Below are 20,429 nucleotides of genomic sequence, written 5' to 3' on the forward strand. Positions count from 1 at the left end.
CGCTACTCTTCCGACGGGTCCGCGTCCTTTGAAGACGGCACGGGCACTGAAAGGATGTCGGCGATGCTCGCATCAGCCGGACTGTCCATTCCGACACCTGGTTTCACGATGTCATCCCAGCCCGTCTTTTTGCCATAACGGGCCTCTAGGATGGCCAGGTGAAGGGCCTCCCTACAACGCAGCACAAAGCCCTTTGTGAGGAGGTCAAACTTCTCTGGAGCTTCCTCGCGCAGTTTGCGCAGGGCTTCGGCGAGCTCATTGATTTTCTTCTCCGCAGGGCTGACCTCAAGGGGGGGGGGACTGTCCGCTCTCAGCATGCCCCCTTCGCCGGTGAGCAGCCAGTTCATATTGACGCCATGTGAATAGAGGAGGGTTAGGTGCGAAGTTGTGAGCGCGTTAAGTCCTAATTCATATCTGCGAAGGGTTGCTTTGTTCACATCCAGCTGTGTAGCGAGATCATTCTGTGTGAGCCTCATGCTCCTTCGCCAAGCGCGAAGGCGCTCGCCGATCGCTATGGAGCCGAAATTTGGAGCTTCACTAGGGTCTGCTTCATGTGACCCAGGAAAGTTACTTTTTTGCATCTTTTTTAAGGAGCTTCAGTCAAAAAGTGACGTTTTGGCGAGCTTTTTGATACACTGCATTTACAGATTTTTGCAGTTTGTATCTTTTAGCAGCCATGCAGGACGCAGCCATTCTTAATCGTAACTTCTTGTTGCAAGCCCGTGAAGCCGCGAAAAAGCCCGAAGGTGGGCTTACCACGGGGCTTTCACCCACCATGTTGAAACGCATCGGAGACATGACCAACGCCGAGATCGAGCAGTTCTCTCAGCTTCTTCCGATAACTATGTTCACGCTTCGCGTGGACACGGCCGCGCTTGATCGAATTCTGGAAACCAGCAAGACCAAGCCAGTCGCTGCAGCAAGCTACCTCGTCAGTGCCCTGGCAAGGTGACAGGTAAAAGATGCTTGAGCAGATCGCCTCTTGGGTGGTGGCCAAAGATCTCATTGAAGCAAAGCTTCGGCTCACCATAGTTCACTCGCTGACCGGTTTGTCGATTCCGCAGTTGAGAAATCTGTGGCGCGACATCCACCACGACATCCCTCGGAAGGGCAAACTACCCGAGTCGTCACTCTCGTTCATGTCGAACCGCACCGAGGCGGCTACGCTATCAGCCTTCGTCGGTGTCCACCTGCAATTGTTCGGCGAGCCCTCCAGCAAGCCGGAACACCTGCTCCAATCCTGGCGTGCGCACCGGGAGATCCTGGGCGAGCTGGACATCAATGCTGCCTACTTCGCGCTCCGTGACGTGCGCACCCAAATTGTCAACTTTATCCGCTGTGGCGGATGTGAGGGGCAATACATACATGACGCTGGCTCCTACCTGACAAGTCGCTGTCCCCACTGCGGGACCAACCCCATCGGCTAAATCCACAATGAGCCTGTTCAAAACGTTGCGTTCCTGGTGGGGCTCGACGGGCGATGCTACGGTTCAGAAGGTCGACACGACCCAAATCGACCTCGAAGTCCCGCGCTATCCGCCTTTCGTCAAAGGCCTGCCGGCAGTTGCACCGGAGCGCCTGATCCAGTCTCAGGACGAGCTATTGGTACAGCTGGCTCGGGTGGTCACCGTGAGCAAGCCGCTCTACGAGCAGCACTACCTCGGAGTGCTTCGGCGCTTTGTCTCCTACTGCCACCTTTTGCCCGCATCACAGGCCCACCATCACCGGGGCGCGGGGGGCTTGCTTCGTCACTCGATCGAGGTCGGCTTGTGGGCGGCGCAGGCTAGCGACAAGCTGCTTCTGGATCTTGGAAAGACGCCAGCCCAGCGCAGACAAATTGAGCCTCGATGGCAGCTCACGGCGTTTGTTGCTGGCCTGTGCCATGACGTGGGCAAACCAGCTATCGACCTAGTGGTGACAAGTCATGATCGCACCAAAGTTTGGAAGCCTCTGACTGAGAACCTGTCGGACTGGGCTTCTGCAAATAAGATTTCTGCATATTTCCTTGATTGGCGGGTAGGGCGTGCCAAGCAGCACGTGGTGCTGTCAAACCTGATCGCCGATCGCATCATCGGCTCAGAGACGCTGGCGTGGATCGACGAGGGCGGAACTGAACTGGTGGTGTGGCTCATGGAGTCACTTAACGCAAATCCCGGGGCCCGGAACCCCCTCTACGACCTGGTAGTGAAATCGGATCAGGCAAGCGTCGAGCGTGACATGAAGTCACTTGGCGTTGCAATGGCTGGATACGAGCTCGGGGTGCCGGTGGAACGCCACTTGACCGACATCATGCGACGCTTGATCCGCGAGGGTGTCTGGCAGGTGAACGAGCCAGGCGCTCGCGTTTGGAACATTGACGGTTCGATCTTCTTGGTATGGCCAGCGGCAGGCGATGAGATCGCCAGTAAGGTCAGAGAAGATGGGGCGCAAGGTATGCCGCGCACCGGCGATGGAGTCCTAGACATGCTTGTGGAACGCCATTTGGCCTTCTTGCGAGATCATGAGGACGGCGATCGTTTTTGGAAGGTCGCTCCAGAGGTTCTGGAGGCCAAGTTCAACAAGAGGGTCGTTCTCACATGTGTGCGTCTGAAAGACGACGCGATGATTTCCTCAGTGCCCCTTGCTTCAGTGCAAGGAGTGGTAACGAACGGCCCGAATTCCCAGCCTGTCGAAGCTGTGCGCGAGAAGACTCCGGAGCCTCAAGAACAGCCCAGCTGCGCTGCTGCAGGGGCGAGGGAAGAGGAGCCAGCATCAGAGGCGATTGAGCAGGCGGCTACGCCCAAGAAGCCGCGCGTCTCCAAGCCGAAGGCGAGTGGCGCGAAGAATGAAGGCGACGACTCCCATGCGCCGTCGGAAGGCTCTGGGGTGCGCACCCCGGCCCAGATGGAGATCGACCCAACGACGGGTGAGATCTTCAACATAACAGTGACCAAGGCAGACGGTTCGCAGCGCCAGCTGGCGGTGCGCAAGGGGGCCTTGGCCGGCGACGGCACAAGTGGGCTTTCTTCACCTGTGGCGTTGAAGCTCAAACCAAAGGAAGCCGAGTCGCCGCAAGACGACCAGGTCGTCCAAGCGGGACAAGTCGATCCGAGGTCGCTGCCAGAGCTATCAGCACCGGTAAAGAAGGCGAAGCGCCAAGGAATTGACCTCAGTGCTCCACCAACACTGCAGTTTGATGGCGCGGTGGGGGAGCTGCTCGGAGCCTTGGCGGAGGATCTGAAAAGTGGCACCAAGTCCTGGGAAACTGACGCCCGGGTCGATGAGGAAGAGATGGTGCACCTCAAGTGGCCAGTTGCGTTCAGCGGCTATGGCCTTTCTCCCAAGGCCATCTTGGACGAATGCTCGTCGAAGCAGTGGCTGTGGATTGATCCCTACCGGCCAATGGTACGGGTCATAGATTCGCTGTTCCAGGGAGAACCGTGCAAGGCTGTTAGGCTCAATCCAGAAGCGACCTATACGCTCTTGCACAAGGCAAGCTACAAGGGCGAAAGCCAAGGCACGCTACACCAGCCGTCCAGTGCGCAGCAAGCAACCAAGTCTTCCGATCCACACGCGCACGAACAGGGCGAGACCGCGCCTTCCCAGAATCGTGCCTCTGGCCAGGTAGCGGCGGCCGAGCAGGGGACATTGGACCTAGACGGTGGACCTCCAGCCTACCTGGATGAGATTCCCCAAATGGCTATGGATGACATGCCTGCCCCCGTGGCATTCACTGACCTTGGAGAGCCGGATGCGCCGAGGCAAGCACCCGCAAGAGCTAAACGATCCCTCAGGCCAGATACGGGAGCGAAGCAACCGGTCGCGTCCGCAACCGAGCGACAGAAAGGTGATGCGCCGGTGGACTCCAAACCGGCCGCTGTGCCAAAGCCGAAGGCGGGAGAGGGATCCAAATCGTCGCAAGGCAGCGGTGGGCAAAACTCCAAGCCTTCGCTAGCTCAAAAGCGGTCAACGTTGATCGCCGAGCCATTGCAGCACAAGAGCCCCTTCCAAGAGACGAAGTTTGACAAGTTCATGGCCATTGTGAAAGCTATGGATGGAACGCTGACTGGTGACGGCTGGATTTCGCTGGACCGCAAGGCGTGCATTGATGCCTGCAAGGCTCAAGGGTTAGATTTAAACCGTCGTGACCTGCAATCCTTTACGGAGTATGCGAGCGACTATCTCAATATCTCCGGAGCCAGTGTTCGACTGAAAACTGCGAAGTGAGAGTTTCGGGCTCCAGGTGCTGCATGTTCTGGAGAGACACCACCGCCGCCGACACGTGGGGAGTGGTGGGTCCAGCGCTATCGAGCTGTTTGTACACCCAAGCCCGCCTCCTCCAGGAAGCGCGACTCCATCCCTTCTGAGATGGCGCTGCTCAGCATGAGCGTTGAGCGGGGCCGCGTCATCCCCACATACATCAAGCGACGCTCTTCCTCTTCGGTGGAGTCGGTGTGGGGTAGGGTGCCTTCCTCGCACCCGGCGATCCACACGTTGTCCCATTCCAGGCCCTTGGAAGAGTGCAGCGTCAGCAGGTGCACCACACCTTGTTCAACGTCCTTCTCCTTCTCGCTTCTGGAAAGGATGTTGAGGCGTTGAAGCAGGCTTCCTTGAAGCCGTTCAGTGAAAATCTTCTGCATCATAGTGAGCAGCCTGCGCTGCGGCGGCTTGCAGTGGGGAGCAAGAAACGCCGTGATGCCGAACACGACCAGGTTGACACGACTCTTGCGAGCTTGCTCGGACCAAGATAGGTAGCCCTCGCGCAGGGCGACCGCCAGCTTACGAGATTTATCATCCGGGGCAGAGTCGATAGCCGCATCAAACCGCGCCAGCACATTGCCACAGTTGGCGCGCGAGTGCTCGTTGACCCAGGAGTTGCTGCCTCCGCAGAACGAGATGGCGTTGGCCATACCCATCCATGAGTCAGTAGCGACGCTGCGGATCAGGCCAGAGTAAACGGCGCCCACGCCGTGCTCCCATATCGATTTGCTCCCAGCTCGCTTCACTTCTATCCCTGCCGACTTTAGGAAAATCTCGATTTCATCGAGCAGGAGGTTGGTGCGCGCGAGAACTGCCCATTCACCCATGGACTTGGGGTCGAAATTTCTCATGGCCAGGGCGTTCGGATCGGTGTCAAGTGCTGACCCGGGTTCGATACCAAGGATCGCCTTGGTAAGGGCTGTGGCTTCATCCATTCGGTCTGCGCGCCGGAAGACCTTGATGGTGCCCAATTCAGTTTTCTCGGCCTTGATGTTCTTCGCTGCGCGGTTGGCGTTACACGCAATGAGCTTTGCGGCGTGCATCAGGATGTTCGGAGCGCACCGGTAGTTGACGGGGAGTGACAGATCGACCGAGTTGAGGGCCATCGAAACGTCTTGGAGCCCCTCGTAGCCAAGCGCGTGGCGGAACGAGTAAAGGCTTTGGTCGTCGTCCCCAACTAGCGTTATCTGAACGCCGTTCCTCCCGTGTGCCAGGATCCATTCCATCTGCACTGCGTCCATGTCCTGGGCTTCGTCCACCAGGAGCCATCGGATAGGGAGAGGCTGGATCGATCCATCGAGCATCCCCCTGGTAGCGCGCAAAAGGATATCGCTGAAGTCCATCGCGAGGTCCGCAGCAAGTGCATCTTCATAGGCCTTAAAGATCCTCTCCATGAGGATGTCTTCGAAAACGTATGGGGTCACCGATCCTTTGGCCTGGTCCACCTGCTTGATGACATCCTCAAACCTGAGGCTCGGGGCGAAGTCCTTCCAGCAACGTCTGAGGACGGCCATGCGCTCACCGTCATTGATAAGGCGCGGCATCTTTCCTCGGCTGTTGCGACGAAGCTGGTTGAGAGCGAGGGAGTGAAACGTTCCGACAGCGATGCGCCTCGCGTGATCGGAGTGGCAGGATGCCATGATGCGCGAAAGAAGCTCAGTGGCCGCATCGCGAGTGAAGGTGACTGCAGCCAGACGGCCCAGCTCGTTGTTTGTGATGATGTGGCCAGCGCGAGCTGTGAGTACGCGGGTCTTGCCTGAGCCGGGGCAGGCGAGGATGGTGCAATGCCCCGGCGTGAGGACGGCTCTCTCTTGGAAGCTGTTCAGCTCCACGAGTGCGTCAGGCGACCGCCAGTGCAGGCTCTGCTTCCGCCGAGGGAGCAGCAACTGAAGTTGGAGCGGGATCCGCTTCGACATCGGTGGCAGCTGCTACTGGCGTCTCGGCCCCGGGTTCGAGTTGAGTGCCCTTGCGGGGGTCAGCTGCGTTAGGTACGCCGTTTCGCTGCGCAGATGCTTGGGCACGAAACACCAGAATGCGAGCCTTGCCGCAAGTGCGCAGGAGAAGGCTTTTCGCGTCGTAGGCGCTTTTGCTGCGTGCACGGTCGCTAATGAGCGTGGCCATCCAGAGGATATCCAGACAGATGCACAGCTTGTCCAGCAGCAGCAGCAACTCGTGAAACCGCCGCTCGCGTGGGGACGACATCTGCATTTCGTACTCCATCGGGTGGGTGTACTCAACATCAGTTGCGCCATCCAGGTCCACGCCGTTGTTGTCAGCGACGGTTTTCAGGCGAGTCATCTCTTGCTTCATGGCATCCGAGCAGATGCCCATAAGGCGATCGACCTCGGCATCCACCGTGAGACATTCTTCTTCACGCTTGAAGTTGCGCATGGTGACGCTGAGCGTGATGACGGTTTCTGACCATAGCTCGTGAGCTCGCTCATACATCTCCTGAGCGTGACGCGTCTGCAGCTTGAGCTTCTGCTTGAGGAATGGCATCGACTCCTTGCTCATCCGCTGCAGGCGCTGCTTCTGTTGCTTCACATACCAGGGCTCGAAGGGCGGTTGATCGCGGTTGCGGCGCGCGCCTTCGCCAGCCTTGGCCACGGCCTGGGGCTTGGATCCTTGTTGGGTGGATGGTTGAGCATTCGTCGCGGATGGCGATGAGGCCTCGCTGGTATCGGTGGCAGCTGCTTGCGGCTTGCGGGGCGAGCGGGGCGCGCGCTGGGGCTTGGGTGAGGCCTCCGCAGAGGCTTGAGGCGCCTCGGTTTGAGCTTGGGCAGTGGCTTCGGTCACTTCAGCCATGTGTACTCCTAGGGTTGGACAACGGTCAGAGGATGGTACGAAGCAGCCCTGTTAAAAATGGGGCGAAAAGCTTTCGATTCCGCAGTTGTTCAAAGAAAAGAGTGGCGAGGTGGTGAAGCTCCCCCCGCTTGTTGACATCCCAGAGAACTCGACGGTACTATCGGGCCACCTTTGAGCGATGTGCGTAACGCCGTCCTCTTGTATGCGGAGCTGGCCTCATCAGACTAATCCAGTAGTTGTTCCAGGTGAACAACCAGTGCGGCAAAAGCTGTTCTGTTGAACTTTTATCGAACACCGTGATGCGTGTTCTTACGTTGCCTAGCAACGATTGGAGCGAAGCTCCCAACCCTCATGCTGCGGGTTATTGCAGTTGGATTGGGAGCGCGAGTAAGACCTGGACTTCATCCCGTTGGGATGTTGATGGGCGTCCGCTGCAATCCTGCCTTCGATGGCACATCAACGTGAAGAGCTTGACCCCAGAAGGGCTCCTCTTCCCGCCCCGCGTGATGCGGGCCGGTTTTTCACCCACCAAAATCTCTAACGTCGTAATGGCGTTCTTGTGTTTTCGTGCGTGCCAAACATTGCTTGTCTCACAGGACAAGCGATGCAGTTCCCATCTTCGGATGGGTTTCAACGTCCTTGGGATGCTATTCCCAAGGGGGAGTGGCATTTCCTTGGGCATTCTTCTCAAAGGAAAAACCATGACTCTCGTTCTCGTTGCTTGCTGCATTTCTGGCTACATGATTAGCCGTCCTGTGGTACGGGCGTTCGGTCTGTAATCACTTTCAATGGATCGTGGGCTTAGGCCCATGATCCATTTCAGTCCGTGGATACCCCGCAGGCCAGAGAGTTCTGAAAGCGAATTCTCTGGCCTGCGGGGTGCTGCGGACTTCAAAGTCCCGTGAAGCACTCTGTGGGTTATCCAACCATCACAGGGGTCAATCATGGATCTAGTATTTCCGCTTTCTCTTTGCATCGTGGCTGGTCTCGTGATCAGCACCCCTCTCATCCGCGCAATGCGTCGCTGATGGAGGCGCCGTGAAAACACACGAGCCAGAGAAGCACCCACTTGTTAGCGCTGTTATGAGAGCGCTTCCCATTCGTTCCGCAGTTGAACTCCATGCTAGGCTCAAGTCCGGCGAGGAGAGTTCTCCAGCGTTGCGAGCCGCAGTGCGTGATGCAGTGCGAAAAGCAGGGAAGGTTCTCAAACATGCTTGAAGACGCCGCCTTTGCGCCCTTCGTGGCGCGAGGCGGTAGTTCTCTCGTATGAGCCCGATGCCGGGTTCATACGAGAGAATTGCATGCTACTTCGGTAATCGAGTAGCTTCAATGGGTCGCTGCCCCGCCAAATGGCATTCAGCAAACACTGTCACGAAAGTGATCTTTTTAACCCTGTCGGGGCATTCCCGCAGGGGGAGTGCCTCGTCCTCTTGGAGGTACTCTATGTCTGACGATTTGAGCATGTTCATCGACATGCCCGCCGACGAATACCACAGCGACCCAGCCGTGGTAGGGCATTCGGCACTTGTTTCGCTACTTCACTCTCCCAAGCACTATTACGCTGATCTGCAACGTGGCCGCAAGGTAACGCCTGCAATGGAATTCGGAACCGCGTTTCATACGCAGGTACTTGAGCCAGAGCGCTTCGCAGCTGAGTTCGTAGTCAAGCCAAAGTTCGATCTTCGGACGACTGTGGGTAAGGAGAACAGCGCAGCTTGGGATGCAGAAAACCCGGGCAAAACGATTATTTCTGAAGCCGACAAGGAGTCGATCGAAGGAATGTTCGCCGCGCTGAGTGAGCGAGATGATATCGCTTTGAAGATCCGCAACAGCTATCGTGAGAAAAGCTTCTTCTGGACTGATGAAGATACCGGCGTTGAGTGCCGCATCCGACCAGATTTGCTGATTTTCGATGAGATAACCGAAGAGATCATCGCGGCTGCCGACTTGAAGTCGGCCCAGAACGCATCTAGATCGAAGTTCGCACGGGAAATTGGTGACCGAGGCTACGACTTGCAGGCAGCGTTCTACTCGGACGCTATCAGCCAGGCGCTCGGCCGCCGTATCCCATTCTTTCTCATCCCGGTGGAAAGCTCGTACCCCCATGGCGTGGCCTCCTATGAGGTTGGCCCCGTCACGATGGAGGTTGGGCGAAAGAAGTACCGGACAGCTTTGCAGCTGCTGCAGTGGTGTCGTGAAAACGACCGCTGGCCAAGCTACCAGCTTGATGATTCGGAAGTAATCGAGGTTCCCTCTTGGTACGCGCGAAGCGTCCTGGAAGAGGCAATCTAAGCGCGGGCCAGGCCTGCAGAAAAATCAGCGGGCCTTGAGGCCTTTTTGAAGCCCACGCGGGGAGCATCACCCTGCATGGGGTGGTGTTCCCCATTTTTAGGAGAAACACCATGTCTCAATTGATGGGAAGCATCCGCCGCGCCTCGAACGGCGCGGGCGGAGCCAGCGCTGAAATCTACAACCTCGACTTCCCTCGGCTACTGGAAAAGCACAAGGGTGCGATCGAGCGCGCATTGCCGAACCACCTTTCCGTGGACCGGATCATGCGTGTCGCACTCACGGCCTACCGCAAAAATGACTCGCTCGCAAAGTGCCAGCCGATCAGCGTCGTGGCAGCCGTGGTCCAGGCGTCGCAGCTTGGACTGGAGTTGCATCAAAACGGCGAGGCATTCCTGGTCCCGTACGAAGATGAGTGCCAGCTGATCCCCGGCTACAAGGGCCTGATGAAGCTGGTTCGCAATTCCGGCCTTGTGCGCGACATCTTTGCGCATGAGGTCCGGATCAACGACTTCTTCGACTATGACTTGGGTGCCGCTCGCAGGTTGGTACACAAGCCGATGGCAGGGGAAGGCAACTTCCCAGCGCCAGACAGCAGTCGAGGGAAAGTGGTTGGCTACTATGCCGTGGCTTTGCTGCACGATGGAACGCCCACCTTTGTGATGAAGCACCAGCTCGACGTTGACGCGATCCGCGACGCGACTCGCGGCTATGCGGCTGCGAAGCGGAGAGGTAACACCACGCCTTGGGATACTCATCCTGTGGCCATGGGCAAGAAGACCCTTATCCGCCTCCTGTGCAACTCTCAACTACCGATGTCGGCTGAACTGCAGATCGCGCTGCAGCTCGACAAAGCTGATCTGATGGGCGTGAAGCAAGGGATCCAGCTTGAGCAAGCAGCTGACGGGTCCTATGAGCCGCCAGCATTCGACAACCTGCCACCAGTGGAGGGTGGCGACGGTAGCGATGGGGCTCGACAGCCTGGCCAAAGCAGGCCCGCTTCCCGTGGTTCTCAAGGCCCACGTCCTGAGCGCGAGGCTCCGGAGAGAGCGCCACAACCTCCCGCAGAGCGACCGCAACGGACCGCTTCGCCCGTGAGGCCTGCAGCGGCCCCTCGAACGCCAGCGCCCCAACCAGCGCCTGCATCCACTAGGTCTGGGACTCCTCGCCCCCCCCAGAGCGAAGCCCAACCCCAGCACCAGGATCGACCCAGGTCGAGAGCGGAGCAAGAGTTGGACAAGGAGCTGGCGAGCATGCGCAGTTGCCGCGAGATGGTCGATCTTGATGAGATCGTCATCAGGCTGGAGGCGCGCTACTCTGGCGCGCCATTGGAACTGATCAACCGCACGTACGATGAAATGCGAACGCAGCTCAACCCGACGCGCCGCGATCTTTTCACCACGGCCTGATGGCCCGTAAACACCCCCCATGGCTTCGGCCAGTGGGGGCTGTTTTTCAGCAGGCATTGAACGCAGTGTCTGCCGAAAAACAGTTTTTCATCCTCCGCCGTAATGGCCTTGGATAAAAAAAGGTAGCTCGCCTTCCCTAAGCAGCAAATCAATCACTTTCTTAACCCTTGGGGGCACGTTTCCCCTATGGGGAAGCATGTCTCCTTTCTCAGTGGAGGAACCATGTTTTTTGAAAAGAAAATCGATACACGTAGCAAAGAGTCGGTGGCGAAGTTCCTGCTGGATCATTTCCGCTACTACACGATGTCTTCTGTGAATCGCTCTACAAGCTACGCCAATTGCGTGAAGGTCAACCGACTTGGCTTGACAGGATCTGCTTTGGAAAAAGCCTACGATCTCATCTCGGTGGAAGACTACTGGGACGAAATTACTTGGCCTATCCGTGATTTCGAGCGCGAAATGATGGGTGCTTACACCATTGGAACAAATGGCCGCTCGGGTGGCTACCTGGTACTGTTCGAGTCTGAGATCTACGATCCTGGCTACAAGAGCACGTGTCCCAAGTGTGGCCAGCTGAACTATCAACTGGTCAGCCCAGCCAGCCATTCCTGTGGCGTTTGCAGGGCCGAGCGGAGGAACCTGAAAGCGCCGCTTCGTTGGACTCGTACCAAAAGCAGCTCGATCGACCAAGGCATGACCATGGATGACTTCATGGACATGTCCCTAACCGGGCTGAAGGATCGCGCGGACCTTGTGCTGTCCTTTGACCGCGCCTGCGATCGCGTCCGCAATGAGTTCATCAGTGCAATCGAAAAGTACATGGTCGTCGAAGAAACGGTCATGGTTCCGACAAGGGTCCGCCGTCTCGAACGGATGTGAGGCCGCATGAAACTCGTTTTATGCGCCGTCACTCAAGGCTACAAGGGCTGCTTCATCCACCAACACACGGATGGCACGTTCACGTGGCAAGACCGGCATCTCGTTTCTCGACCTGCTAAATCATGGCGTGCTGCTCAGATGGCTATTACGGCCAGCCTGAAAGGATGACCTTAACCGCGTAGGGAGTCCTCTCGGCCTCTCATTGGAGATTCAAAATGAGTTTTTCGCTCAACAAGCAAACGATCATCGGCAACCTCGGACGAGATCCTGAAATCATCCAAAGGGGCGATTTCAGGATCGGGGTTCTCAATGTGGCAACGACCGAGTCATGGAAAGACAAGGCGACCGACGAGTGGAGGAATCTTGTCACCTGGCATCGCGTGATCCTGCGCAATGGCGACGTTGACTATGCGGAAAAGAACCTCCGCAAGGGAGACTCCGTGTACGTCGAGGGCGTCACCCGCCATCGAGCTTGGAAGGACGGTGATGAGCAGGAGCGCATCACCACGGAAATCAACGCACAGGAGCTGCGACTGCACGCAAGGGTTGCGCCTCGTAGCGCCGATGCACCTTCTTTGGCGCGTCGCAATGCCGCGCCGACTGGGCCTCAGAGTCAGCCTCAACAGGATGACGATGAGCGCCCCGAAGGGCCTGCCCACGGCGGCCACGACGAGGCTTACGGCGACCCTACGCGAACCGTCTTCTAAGGGACGTAGCTGTGAGCGTGCTGCGTAGTCGTCAATCCATCTAGCGGCAGCGCCGCAATTTCGTCCCAGCCGGGAAACCATCCCGGTTGGGGCGGTGTATCGGCTGGCTTTCCTTCCGAGTCGGGGCATACCGAAATGTCCCACTGGGCGTTTTGGTATGCCTCGATTCGGGGTCAAACTAGGAGTAGCCATGTCATTTCGTGAAAGAACCGATGCTGAATGGAAAGAGTATTGGACACAGTATTGGAACAAGGCGAGAGAGTTAGCTGGTGGGCGCTGGGACTCCATCTTGAGAACCCTGGCCCCAAGCCTGACAGATGCCTTGAACCAAGAGGGCAAGCGTCACGTCCCCTGCCCCGTGCATGGAGGTACTGACGGGTTTCGAGTGTTCCCCAACTACCACGAAAGCGGTAGAGCTATCTGCAATACCTGCGGCCACTTCCACGATGGATTCAGTGTCCTGGAGTGGGCAAACGGTTGGACGAGGAGGCAAACGGTGGAAGCTGTGATGGCTTTCCTGACGGGTGACTCCAGTCACCGCTTCACTGAACCGGTGCAGCGCCAGCTGCCGCCGAAGAAAGAAGCCAAGCCGACCAGGAGCAATGATGAGAAACGCGAGTCTCTCAACAAGACGATGCAGCGGGTTGTGCCCATGTCCCACCCCAGCGCCGAGCCCTTGAGGCTCTACCTGGCAAGACGTGGACTTGCACCGCTTAAGTCTCCTTCGGTGATGTTTCATCCAAGGCTGGCATACAGCGACGGGGACAAGATCACCGGGTTTCACCCCGCCATGGTTGCCGTCGTGCAATCCGCCACCGGAGAACCTGTCACGCTCCACCGGACGTACCTCGATGAGGACGGCTGCAAGGCGGATGTTGCGGAAGCCAAGAAGCTCATGGCCTATTCCGATGATCTGAAGATCTTGGGCGGGGCCATTCGGCTCATGAAGCCGGGGAAGGTCCTGGGTGTAGCAGAGGGGATCGAGACCGCCTATGCCGCGAGCGAGGGTATGGGTATCCCTGTCTGGGCCACGGTTAACGCCACGATGATGGAGCACTTCGTGCCTCCTGATGAAGTGGAGTTGATCATTGTGTTCAGTGACAAGGATCGTCCCTCGCCGCGACACCCAAGAGGCCATGGCCAAGAGGCCTCCCGAGCGCTTGTGGGACGGATGTGGGCGATGAACAAGAAAGCCATGGCGATCACACCCAAGGGCGAAATTCCTGAGGGGCAGAAGTCGCTGGACTGGCTGGATGTTCTCAACCGTGATGGTGCCAAAGGGTTCCCCAGCTTCGAAGCGGTTCGCCGCGCGATGTTGGAGCAAGTCTTCGGCAAAGCCGCGTGAGGGAGTTCATCGTGTACGGAGTGATCAACTTCAACAGGATCGACACCACACCCGGTGGCAGCTCGGCGTTTGCGCCGCCTGCTGGGTTTGATGGCGACTACAGGGCGTTCCTTATCCGCAAGATGAGTACCGACAACGGCGTTCGTCAACACGTGGCAACGGTTGCCCGCATGTACCGCGCTGGCGCTACACCCCCTGTCTATCTCGGCCCCTACGCAGAAATCGCGGCGGGGCTGATGCAGAGGGTGTGGGCCAAGATGCATGCTTCCAGTGAAGCCGATAAAGCGAGGAGGCAGGCATTGCCCGACGCGCTATGAATGAACCGTGCCCCCTCGGGGGCTGGTTTTCCAGATTCCATCGCCAACGGTGGCATCTGGAAAGCCGCTTTCAAAGCTCTGTGGCTATGCCCTGAGTTTTAAAGTTCGCGCTGGAGAACTGAAATTCCAGAGAAGCCAGGGGGAAACTCTGATGGCTTAGGCGCTGCGTGCGGCGCCTGGAAATCACGATCTTCTCAAGTCGATGTGGACGTCTTGCTTCATGCAGGGCCTACCCCAGTCTCTAGCTCTGCTGGGGGCTGCGGTAGGCCCTGTATGGGGTGTCTGCAACCACTAGAGGAGTTCGCCAAATGGCAAATCGCATTTGCAGCCAGGGTCGCATGACCATGGCATTCAAGAGGGCTGCCAGCCCGTCGCAAGACAAGCGGCACTTTCAATTCTTAGCCGGCTTTCCGGTTCTTTCCACTCCAGTGGGGACACTCTCCCTTCTGGGGGCGGTGTGCCTGCTGGGTTCTTGATCTAGGAGGTACACCATGGAAAGCGCAACAATCGCCAACGCTGCAGACAGCAGCACTGGCGTCATCCAGGCCACTCAGCTCCAACCGATCTCGCTTGCAGTGCTGCTTGAAAAGTACGCGCACGGCGGAGAGACCTCGCCGGAGCAAGTGAAGGATCGTGTGGCCAACGGCCTTGCTGCCGTCGAGCACACGCCCGAGGAATGGGCACCCAGGTTTCGCGAAGCACTCGACTTCACGATCCTCGGCGGGCGCATCAACGCGTCTGCCGGGCTACCAGGTGTTAAAGCGACGTGGGTCAACTGCTTCGTGCAGCCCCTATCGGACTCGCTTTGCGAATCTGTCGATGGCGTCCCCAGCATCATGGAGGCCGCTCGCCAAGCCGCGCAAACTATGCGGCTTGGCGGCGGTGTGGGCTACGACTTCAGCGTGATACGTCCGAAGGGCTCTTGGATTAACTCTACGAAGAGCTACGCCAGTGGGCCCATCAGCTACATGCACATATTCGATTCGATGTGCAAAACCGTCATCTCTGCAGGCTCCCGTCGTGGTGCTCAGATGGGGGTGATGCGCTGCGACCACCCCGATATCTTTGAGTTCGTCTCGTGCAAGAAGGTGTCGGATCTTTCTATCCCGTTGGATGCTAGGCCGCTGCGCAACTTCAACCTGTCCGTGGGCGTGACCGACAAGCTTATGCAAGCTGTAGTGGCCGATGGCAGGTTCGACCTCGTGCATGACGCGATGCCGTCCCCTACGCAGATCGCCGCTGGAGTAGTCCAGCGTGACGATGGCAAGTGGATCTACCGCACGGTTCGCGCCCGTGACCTGTATGACGCCATCATGCAGGCCACATATGCGCGGGCTGAGCCAGGCGTACTCTTTCTGGATCGCATCCACGAGGACAACAATCTGCGCTACTGCGAAGCGATCACAGCGACCAACCCTTGCGGTGAAGAACCGTTGCCTCCGTACGGCTGTTGCGACTTGGGCCACCTGGCTCTGCATTGCTTCGTGAAACGTACGGTGTGGGAAGGCGAGCCTGAATTCGACTTCGATAGACTGGCCCAGCTCACGCCTGTCCTGGCGCGCATGCTGGACAATGTTCTCGACCTGACGCCCTGGCCACTGCCGGAGCAAGAGGCCGAGTCGAAGGCCAAACGACGAATCGGCATAGGCTTCACTGGTCTGGCCGATGCACTCATCATGATGGGCCTGAAATACTCCTCCGCCGAGGGCAGGGCATTTGCTGCAAAGGTGCAGGAGACGATCCGTGATGCTGCGTACGCCGGCTCCACGGAACTGGCTATGGAGCGCGGTTCATTCCCGCTGTTCGACGCTGACCTGTACCTTGAAGGTGTAAGGGACGACATGGAGGGCACTTTCGCCAGCCAGTTGCCCGAAGGAATCAAGCAGCAGATTCGCGCACATGGGATCCGCAACAGTCACCTGCTGGCGCTGGCCCCAGCCGGCACCGGGTCGCTGACATTCGGCAACAACTGCTCCAGTGGTTGTGAGCCTGTATTCAGCTTCAAGGAAATTCGCCGCATCGGAAAAGCAGATGGGAGCATCAGGGAGGAGGCCGTGTTGAACGCAGCCTTTCTGCGCTACCAAGAGCTGGGCGGCGACATCGAGAAACTGCCAGACTACTTCGAGAGCTCGCAGGAGCTTCCAGTCGCTGCGCACGTCGAGATGCTGAATGTGCTGACACCCATGGTGGATGCCGCTATCAGCAAGACGGTGAACATCCCGGCTGACTACCCCTACGAGGACTTCAAGTCGGTCTACATGGATGCTTGGTCAGGCGGGCTCAAAGGTTTGACGACCTACAGGCCCAACGCTGAACTGGGTTCGGTGCTCGCTGTGGACAACGGTGAAAGCAACGGCATCGGTAAGCCGAATGGCCACCCAGTGAATGACCTGGACCATAGCGATCCTGACCGCCAAGTGCGGCTGCATGCATTGCCCGAGACGGTGATGAGCAGTCTGCAATGCTGTGGCTACCTCGGAAGCTGTGGCTGAAAAGTCAGAGACTTCTTAACCCCCTGCAAAGGGGGTTTTTCCGAGCATCTTTTGGCGAGGATGCTTCGAAAAACCGATTTCTGATCCATGTCCGTAATGGCTTGGTGAGAAGGGGCCCGCTGTCCCGCCGTCAGGCATACAGCTTATCTATGTGCCAGGCTCCTGGTGCTTAAACCTACCCATCGGGGACACACTTCCCGATGGGGAGTGGTGTGCCTGTTGGGTTCTTCAACTCAAAGAGGTATTCCATGTCTACTCAAGAAATATTGTTCACTATCGCTCTGCTTGGGTCTGCGCTCTACCTCTTCGATCGCATCGCCGGGGTCTTCGCGGGTCTGTACGCGAAAAAGAAGGCGAAGCTCGAAGTCGAGAAGGAGGCGCTTCTTAAAGCCGAGGCAGTGGCCAAAGAAAAGGCGAGGCTCGAACAGGCGAAGGAGGCCCAAAACGCCGTCCTTCAACTGGTCGAAATCGTCAACAGCATGAAGAAAGGCCTCGCGGGCTTTTCTGACGTTCTGCCTGTACCCGCACCTTCGGCCCCGTCAGGCGCCGTAGCTGCTGGACTTCAGGAAGTACCAGTGCCTGCTTCGTCCGCCTCTGCAAAGACTGACGCTGAGATGTCGTTGGAGGGGCAGATCTCGTTCCTTGCCAGCACTGTGATGGCGCAGGCTGAGCAGATGGACTCGATTCAGGCCACGCTGCGTCAACTCACAGAAGCTGGCGGTGCTCCGAAGCGTCGGTCCGCCCGCAAAGGCGCCGATGGATCGGGGATCGTCACGCCAGCCTCCCCGGCAGCCGCGTCAGCGGGAAATCGCAGCGCACGTGAAGTGCCTTCTTTGGACGGCCTGGAGAACCAACCGCCCCTTCAAGGCGAGCGGCAAGGCGAGTTCGACATCGTGAAGTAAACCATCAACCCTTGCGGGGATAGCACCCCGCAAGGGGGCTTCTCCGCTCTTCTTGGAGAAGACTATGGAAACGAAAACGCCTGAGCCCTGGCGCCCTGATTGGTCGAAGCTGTTCGACTCCATCCTCACGGATCCAGGCGTGCTGGGGACCTACTACAGCGCATTCCACGAGTACAGCCTGGGCAACCAGGTTCTGGCCATGATGCAGTTGGTTGATCGCGGTCTGCCGATATCGCCGATCTCCAGCTTTCACGCGTGGAAGGAAAAGGGGCGCAAGGTGGCTAAGGGACAAAAAGCCCTAGGCCTATGGATGCCCGTCACCGTGAAGGGCGACAAGGCTCGGGGTGATGCCAAAGACGGCGATGCGGATGCTACTTCGGAAACGGGGAGCAAGCGAATCTTCGTCATACGCAACAACTGGTTTGCTTACTCGCAAACCGAACCCGATGAGCGCGGAGACTGCCCGTCATACTCGCCGCCCGAGACACCTGTCTGCGGATGGGACAAAGCTCAGGCGCTGGCCGTTTTAGAGGTCACGGAAGTGCCCTTTGAAATGGTGAGCGGGAACACGCAAGGTTATGCCAGCCCGTTGAGCAAGGAAGTGTCGATTTCGCCGTTGGCGAAGTTGCCTCACAAGACCCTGTTCCACGAATTGGCGCACTGCATTCTCCACGCCAAGGAGGCGGAGTTCGCATGTCTTTTCGAGCTGGACAAGAGCATTCGAGAAGCGGAGGCTGAGGCCACCGCATTTCTCTGCTGCTCGGCTTTAGGCCTACCCGGTTTGGAGGAAGCGCGGGGCTATGTGCAAGCATGGCTTGGTAGCGGCAGCACCCGGGAGGCGTTCAAGAAGAGCGCCAGCCGGGTCTTCACGGCCGCGAACCGAATCCTCAAGGCTGGCGCTGTCAAGCACGAGCCAGGAGTGATGTCACCTGCGTCCAGTCCCGCCCCCATGCAGCATGCGGCCGACCCTTCAGGCCAGTGCCTTCTGTTTGCTTAAGGAGTTCAAGATGGAGATCATGATTGCTTTTGGTCCTGAGGCGAACCAGTACCGCTCTACAGGCATAGTGCTGCGGTTCGGGTTCCCAACGGGTAATACGGTTGAGGTCTTCTACTCTGACTTCAGGCAGACAGGCTCCAGCTTGCGACAGGGACACCAGCGCAAGCGACTGGTGCTGGAGTACAACGACCAATGTTGCGTGGACGACGTGGTCACGGAAATCGAACGCGCCGCAGACGCACTGGGGATTGTGTTCGACCCGGATCCCACGCTGTCCGTCGAGGTTCCGTTGCCGCCCAGCGGCAACTGGCTCTATCTCGCAGCACCAGTGGCCACGCGCCTCGGCTGGAAGCTGGAGCATCCGTTCCAGCCGATTGAGCTCTCTCCATGGACCTGTGACTAGAGGTCTGAATTAACCCCCTCGGGCACCGATCGCCCAAGGGGGTCGTTGTCCGTCAAATTCACAAGGAAACGGAACATGCGCATCACCATCGCTCGCATTGAAGGTCTGCCCCACGTCGTCGCCGCACCGCGAAAGCCACTAGCAGTGCTCGGCACTCGCAGGGTGGGCTGGCTGCAATGGGTCAAGGCCAAACTTTCAGGCCGATAGTTTTTGCTCAGTCACATGGGCAAATCGGCGGCCGAGCCAGTATTGTGCTCGGTCGCTTGACGCCAAGACTTCGGTCAAAGCACTGGGTAGGTCAGCAGCGGATGCGCCAACATCCGTCGCTGAGGCAACCCAATGACTGCAAAGGCGCTTTCGCGCGACACCCGCACGGGTGTCTCCCAAAATCGCTTTCTTCAACGCGAACTCGTTCGCGTTAAACCCTCCCAGCTGCGGAGTAAAAGCAGCAACCTCATGCTGGCGGTCTATCCGCACGCATCCATCAACCCCGGGGGCCATTGATCCCCTAGGGGACGTGACTCCGTATCCTCTTGGAGTCAATATGAAACCACAACAGTCAAGCGCATCGCCGAAGCGTTCCGTGCCTCGAATCATTTCGCTGGCAGAGTACCTTGCTATTCACCAGGACTACCGCACGGTATGGACGACCGAACGCACCGACTTGCCCAATTGGGAAAGGGACCGTCATAACTACGTCGGCAAGCGCACGCTGCTGCGCGAAGGCGGCTTGGAAATTGAAGGCATCTCGTTCATCATCAAGGAGGAGGACTCCGGCTGGTACGAGATCCACGGCGACAACGGCCAGCACGCGCGCCAGCAGGGCCTCAAAGAAGCTCTCCAGGTAGCGAGCGGCTTTGTCGCCATGCCGAGCCAGTACAAGGCTCACTATGAGGCGCTGTTGCGCGATACGGGGGCGGCTGCGTGGAGCTACGGCTTCTGCACCGTAGGTGTTCAGCTCGTGTCGGCATTGCGCTGAGTTCCACGCGGGAATCTTTCCAGTCCTTCCTTGCGTTTGACGTGCTGCGCGGGGCGTGGCATCATTCTCCACGGTCTGAAATCATTCTTCATGGTCTGAAATCATTCTTCATGGTCTAAATTCCGTCTAAGGGTTTTTGATCAAGAGTTCCGCGTGGTTGCAGCCGCGCAGTTCTCGGGCGAAGGCCGGCAGTTCGCGCTGCCGGCCTTCTGCTTTTTCGCCGTGCTAGGCGCCGACCATTGTCTTGCCGTTTAGCGAAATGCAGGAATGGCGTGTTCGTCGTGCGTCTGCGAAAGTGTCCGTGTGTAAAGGCTTCGCCCTTGATGGAACGGCTACGCGGGTGTATTCTTCGCTGGCTGCTCACGGCGAGAGTCGCGAGCCAAGAATTCATCGATGCAGGCTTTGCCTGAATCTGAAAACTCCAAGCTGAGGAGTCAAAACTACAGCATCAGTCAACGGGAAACCGTTTTTTCAACCCTTGGGGACTACAACCCCTTGTGGTTGTGGCCTCCTCCGTTTTGGAGGTCACATGCAGAAGTTACGCGCCCCCCGGGTGCGAGAAATGTCGAGATGGTCTAACCACTCGGCGATGGTTCGCTCTACTATGGAGCGCCTGAAGCCAAGCCTTTCGAGGTCAAGGTTGCGGCGTTTTTTTAATCAGAGCGA

At 58.0% G+C, this 20,429-nt stretch carries 18 protein-coding genes and 1 pseudogene; 15 read left to right on the plus strand and 4 right to left on the minus strand.

Features of this window, described 5'->3' with window-relative positions:
* Positions 1-2: 2 nt before the first annotated feature.
* Both U6958_RS00525 and U6958_RS00530 read right to left on the minus strand, forming a co-directional pair.
* On the minus strand, positions 3-347 hold the full coding sequence (locus tag U6958_RS00525) for a hypothetical protein (protein ID WP_232357030.1): 345 nt from the start codon (positions 345-347) through the stop codon (positions 3-5).
* A 36-nt stretch (positions 348-383) separates the two neighbouring features.
* Positions 384-581 (minus strand): annotated as a pseudogene (locus tag U6958_RS00530) (helix-turn-helix domain-containing protein); the annotation flags it as partial.
* A 95-nt stretch (positions 582-676) separates the two neighbouring features.
* On the opposite strand from U6958_RS00530, the gene U6958_RS00535 reads away from it, so the two are divergent.
* Genes U6958_RS00535 through mobH form a run of 3 tightly spaced genes read left to right on the plus strand, consistent with a single transcriptional unit; the run spans position 677 to position 4,206 of the window.
* Positions 677-952 carry a hypothetical protein gene (locus U6958_RS00535; protein WP_143044590.1) on the plus strand — a complete coding sequence of 92 codons (276 nt, stop codon included), beginning with the start codon at positions 677-679 and terminating at the stop codon, positions 950-952.
* Between the two features lie 10 nt (positions 953-962).
* Positions 963-1,427 carry a FlhC family transcriptional regulator gene (locus U6958_RS00540; RefSeq protein ID WP_046989155.1) on the plus strand — a complete coding sequence of 155 codons (465 nt, stop codon included), beginning with the start codon at positions 963-965 and terminating at the stop codon, positions 1,425-1,427.
* Between the two features lie 7 nt (positions 1,428-1,434).
* Entirely contained in the window at positions 1,435-4,206 is a 2,772-nt protein-coding gene (gene mobH / locus U6958_RS00545; RefSeq protein ID WP_074922014.1) for a MobH family relaxase, read from the plus strand.
* 77 nt (positions 4,207-4,283) lie between these two features.
* Here mobH and U6958_RS00550 read toward each other — a convergent pair whose 3' ends face one another.
* Positions 4,284-6,071, minus strand: coding sequence for an ATP-dependent helicase (locus tag U6958_RS00550; RefSeq protein ID WP_074922013.1), 1,788 nt, complete (start codon positions 6,069-6,071; stop codon positions 4,284-4,286).
* Between the two features lie 7 nt (positions 6,072-6,078).
* Positions 6,079-7,044 (minus strand): hypothetical protein, encoded by a 966-nt coding sequence (locus tag U6958_RS00555; RefSeq protein ID WP_143044589.1) that lies wholly within the window; start codon positions 7,042-7,044, stop codon positions 6,079-6,081.
* Positions 7,045-8,487: 1,443 nt separating this feature from the next.
* Between U6958_RS00555 and U6958_RS00560 the strand changes: the two genes are divergently transcribed.
* From U6958_RS00560 to U6958_RS00615, 12 genes are all read left to right on the plus strand, one after another.
* Positions 8,488-9,336, plus strand: coding sequence for a PD-(D/E)XK nuclease-like domain-containing protein (locus U6958_RS00560; RefSeq protein ID WP_074922009.1), 849 nt, complete (start codon positions 8,488-8,490; stop codon positions 9,334-9,336).
* A gap of 110 nt (positions 9,337-9,446) precedes the next feature.
* Positions 9,447-10,742 carry a recombinase RecT gene (locus U6958_RS00565; RefSeq protein WP_074922006.1) on the plus strand — a complete coding sequence of 432 codons (1,296 nt, stop codon included), beginning with the start codon at positions 9,447-9,449 and terminating at the stop codon, positions 10,740-10,742.
* A 222-nt stretch (positions 10,743-10,964) separates the two neighbouring features.
* Entirely contained in the window at positions 10,965-11,621 is a 657-nt protein-coding gene (locus U6958_RS00570; protein ID WP_074922069.1) for a hypothetical protein, read from the plus strand.
* Positions 11,622-11,836: 215 nt separating this feature from the next.
* Entirely contained in the window at positions 11,837-12,328 is a 492-nt protein-coding gene (locus U6958_RS00575) for a single-stranded DNA-binding protein (RefSeq protein ID WP_074922004.1), read from the plus strand.
* 190 nt (positions 12,329-12,518) lie between these two features.
* Positions 12,519-13,673, plus strand: a complete 1,155-nt coding sequence (locus U6958_RS00580; RefSeq protein WP_167368410.1) for a primase-helicase zinc-binding domain-containing protein — start codon at positions 12,519-12,521, stop codon at positions 13,671-13,673.
* Positions 13,670-13,990, plus strand: coding sequence for a hypothetical protein (locus tag U6958_RS00585; RefSeq protein WP_074921999.1), 321 nt, complete (start codon positions 13,670-13,672; stop codon positions 13,988-13,990). The genes U6958_RS00580 and U6958_RS00585 overlap by 4 nt, the downstream gene beginning before the upstream one ends.
* A gap of 491 nt (positions 13,991-14,481) precedes the next feature.
* Entirely contained in the window at positions 14,482-16,482 is a 2,001-nt protein-coding gene (locus U6958_RS00590; protein WP_074921998.1) for an adenosylcobalamin-dependent ribonucleoside-diphosphate reductase, read from the plus strand.
* A 248-nt stretch (positions 16,483-16,730) separates the two neighbouring features.
* On the plus strand, positions 16,731-17,384 hold the full coding sequence (locus U6958_RS00595) for a hypothetical protein (RefSeq protein WP_074921997.1): 654 nt from the start codon (positions 16,731-16,733) through the stop codon (positions 17,382-17,384).
* A 64-nt stretch (positions 17,385-17,448) separates the two neighbouring features.
* Positions 17,449-18,381, plus strand: a complete 933-nt coding sequence (locus tag U6958_RS00600) for an ArdC-like ssDNA-binding domain-containing protein (protein ID WP_065345250.1) — start codon at positions 17,449-17,451, stop codon at positions 18,379-18,381.
* A 10-nt stretch (positions 18,382-18,391) separates the two neighbouring features.
* The gene (locus U6958_RS00605) at positions 18,392-18,784 is read left to right on the plus strand and encodes a hypothetical protein (protein ID WP_074921996.1); all 393 of its coding nucleotides are present in this window, start codon (positions 18,392-18,394) and stop codon (positions 18,782-18,784) included.
* Between the two features lie 75 nt (positions 18,785-18,859).
* Entirely contained in the window at positions 18,860-18,991 is a 132-nt protein-coding gene (locus U6958_RS00610; RefSeq protein WP_269751889.1) for a hypothetical protein, read from the plus strand.
* Positions 18,992-19,328: 337 nt separating this feature from the next.
* Positions 19,329-19,763 carry a hypothetical protein gene (locus tag U6958_RS00615; protein WP_175403230.1) on the plus strand — a complete coding sequence of 145 codons (435 nt, stop codon included), beginning with the start codon at positions 19,329-19,331 and terminating at the stop codon, positions 19,761-19,763.
* Positions 19,764-20,429: the final 666 nt, after the last annotated feature.

Origin of the sequence: Delftia lacustris (assembly GCF_040267515.1) — a bacterium.
Lineage (GTDB): Bacteria > Pseudomonadota > Gammaproteobacteria > Burkholderiales > Burkholderiaceae_C > Comamonas > Comamonas tsuruhatensis.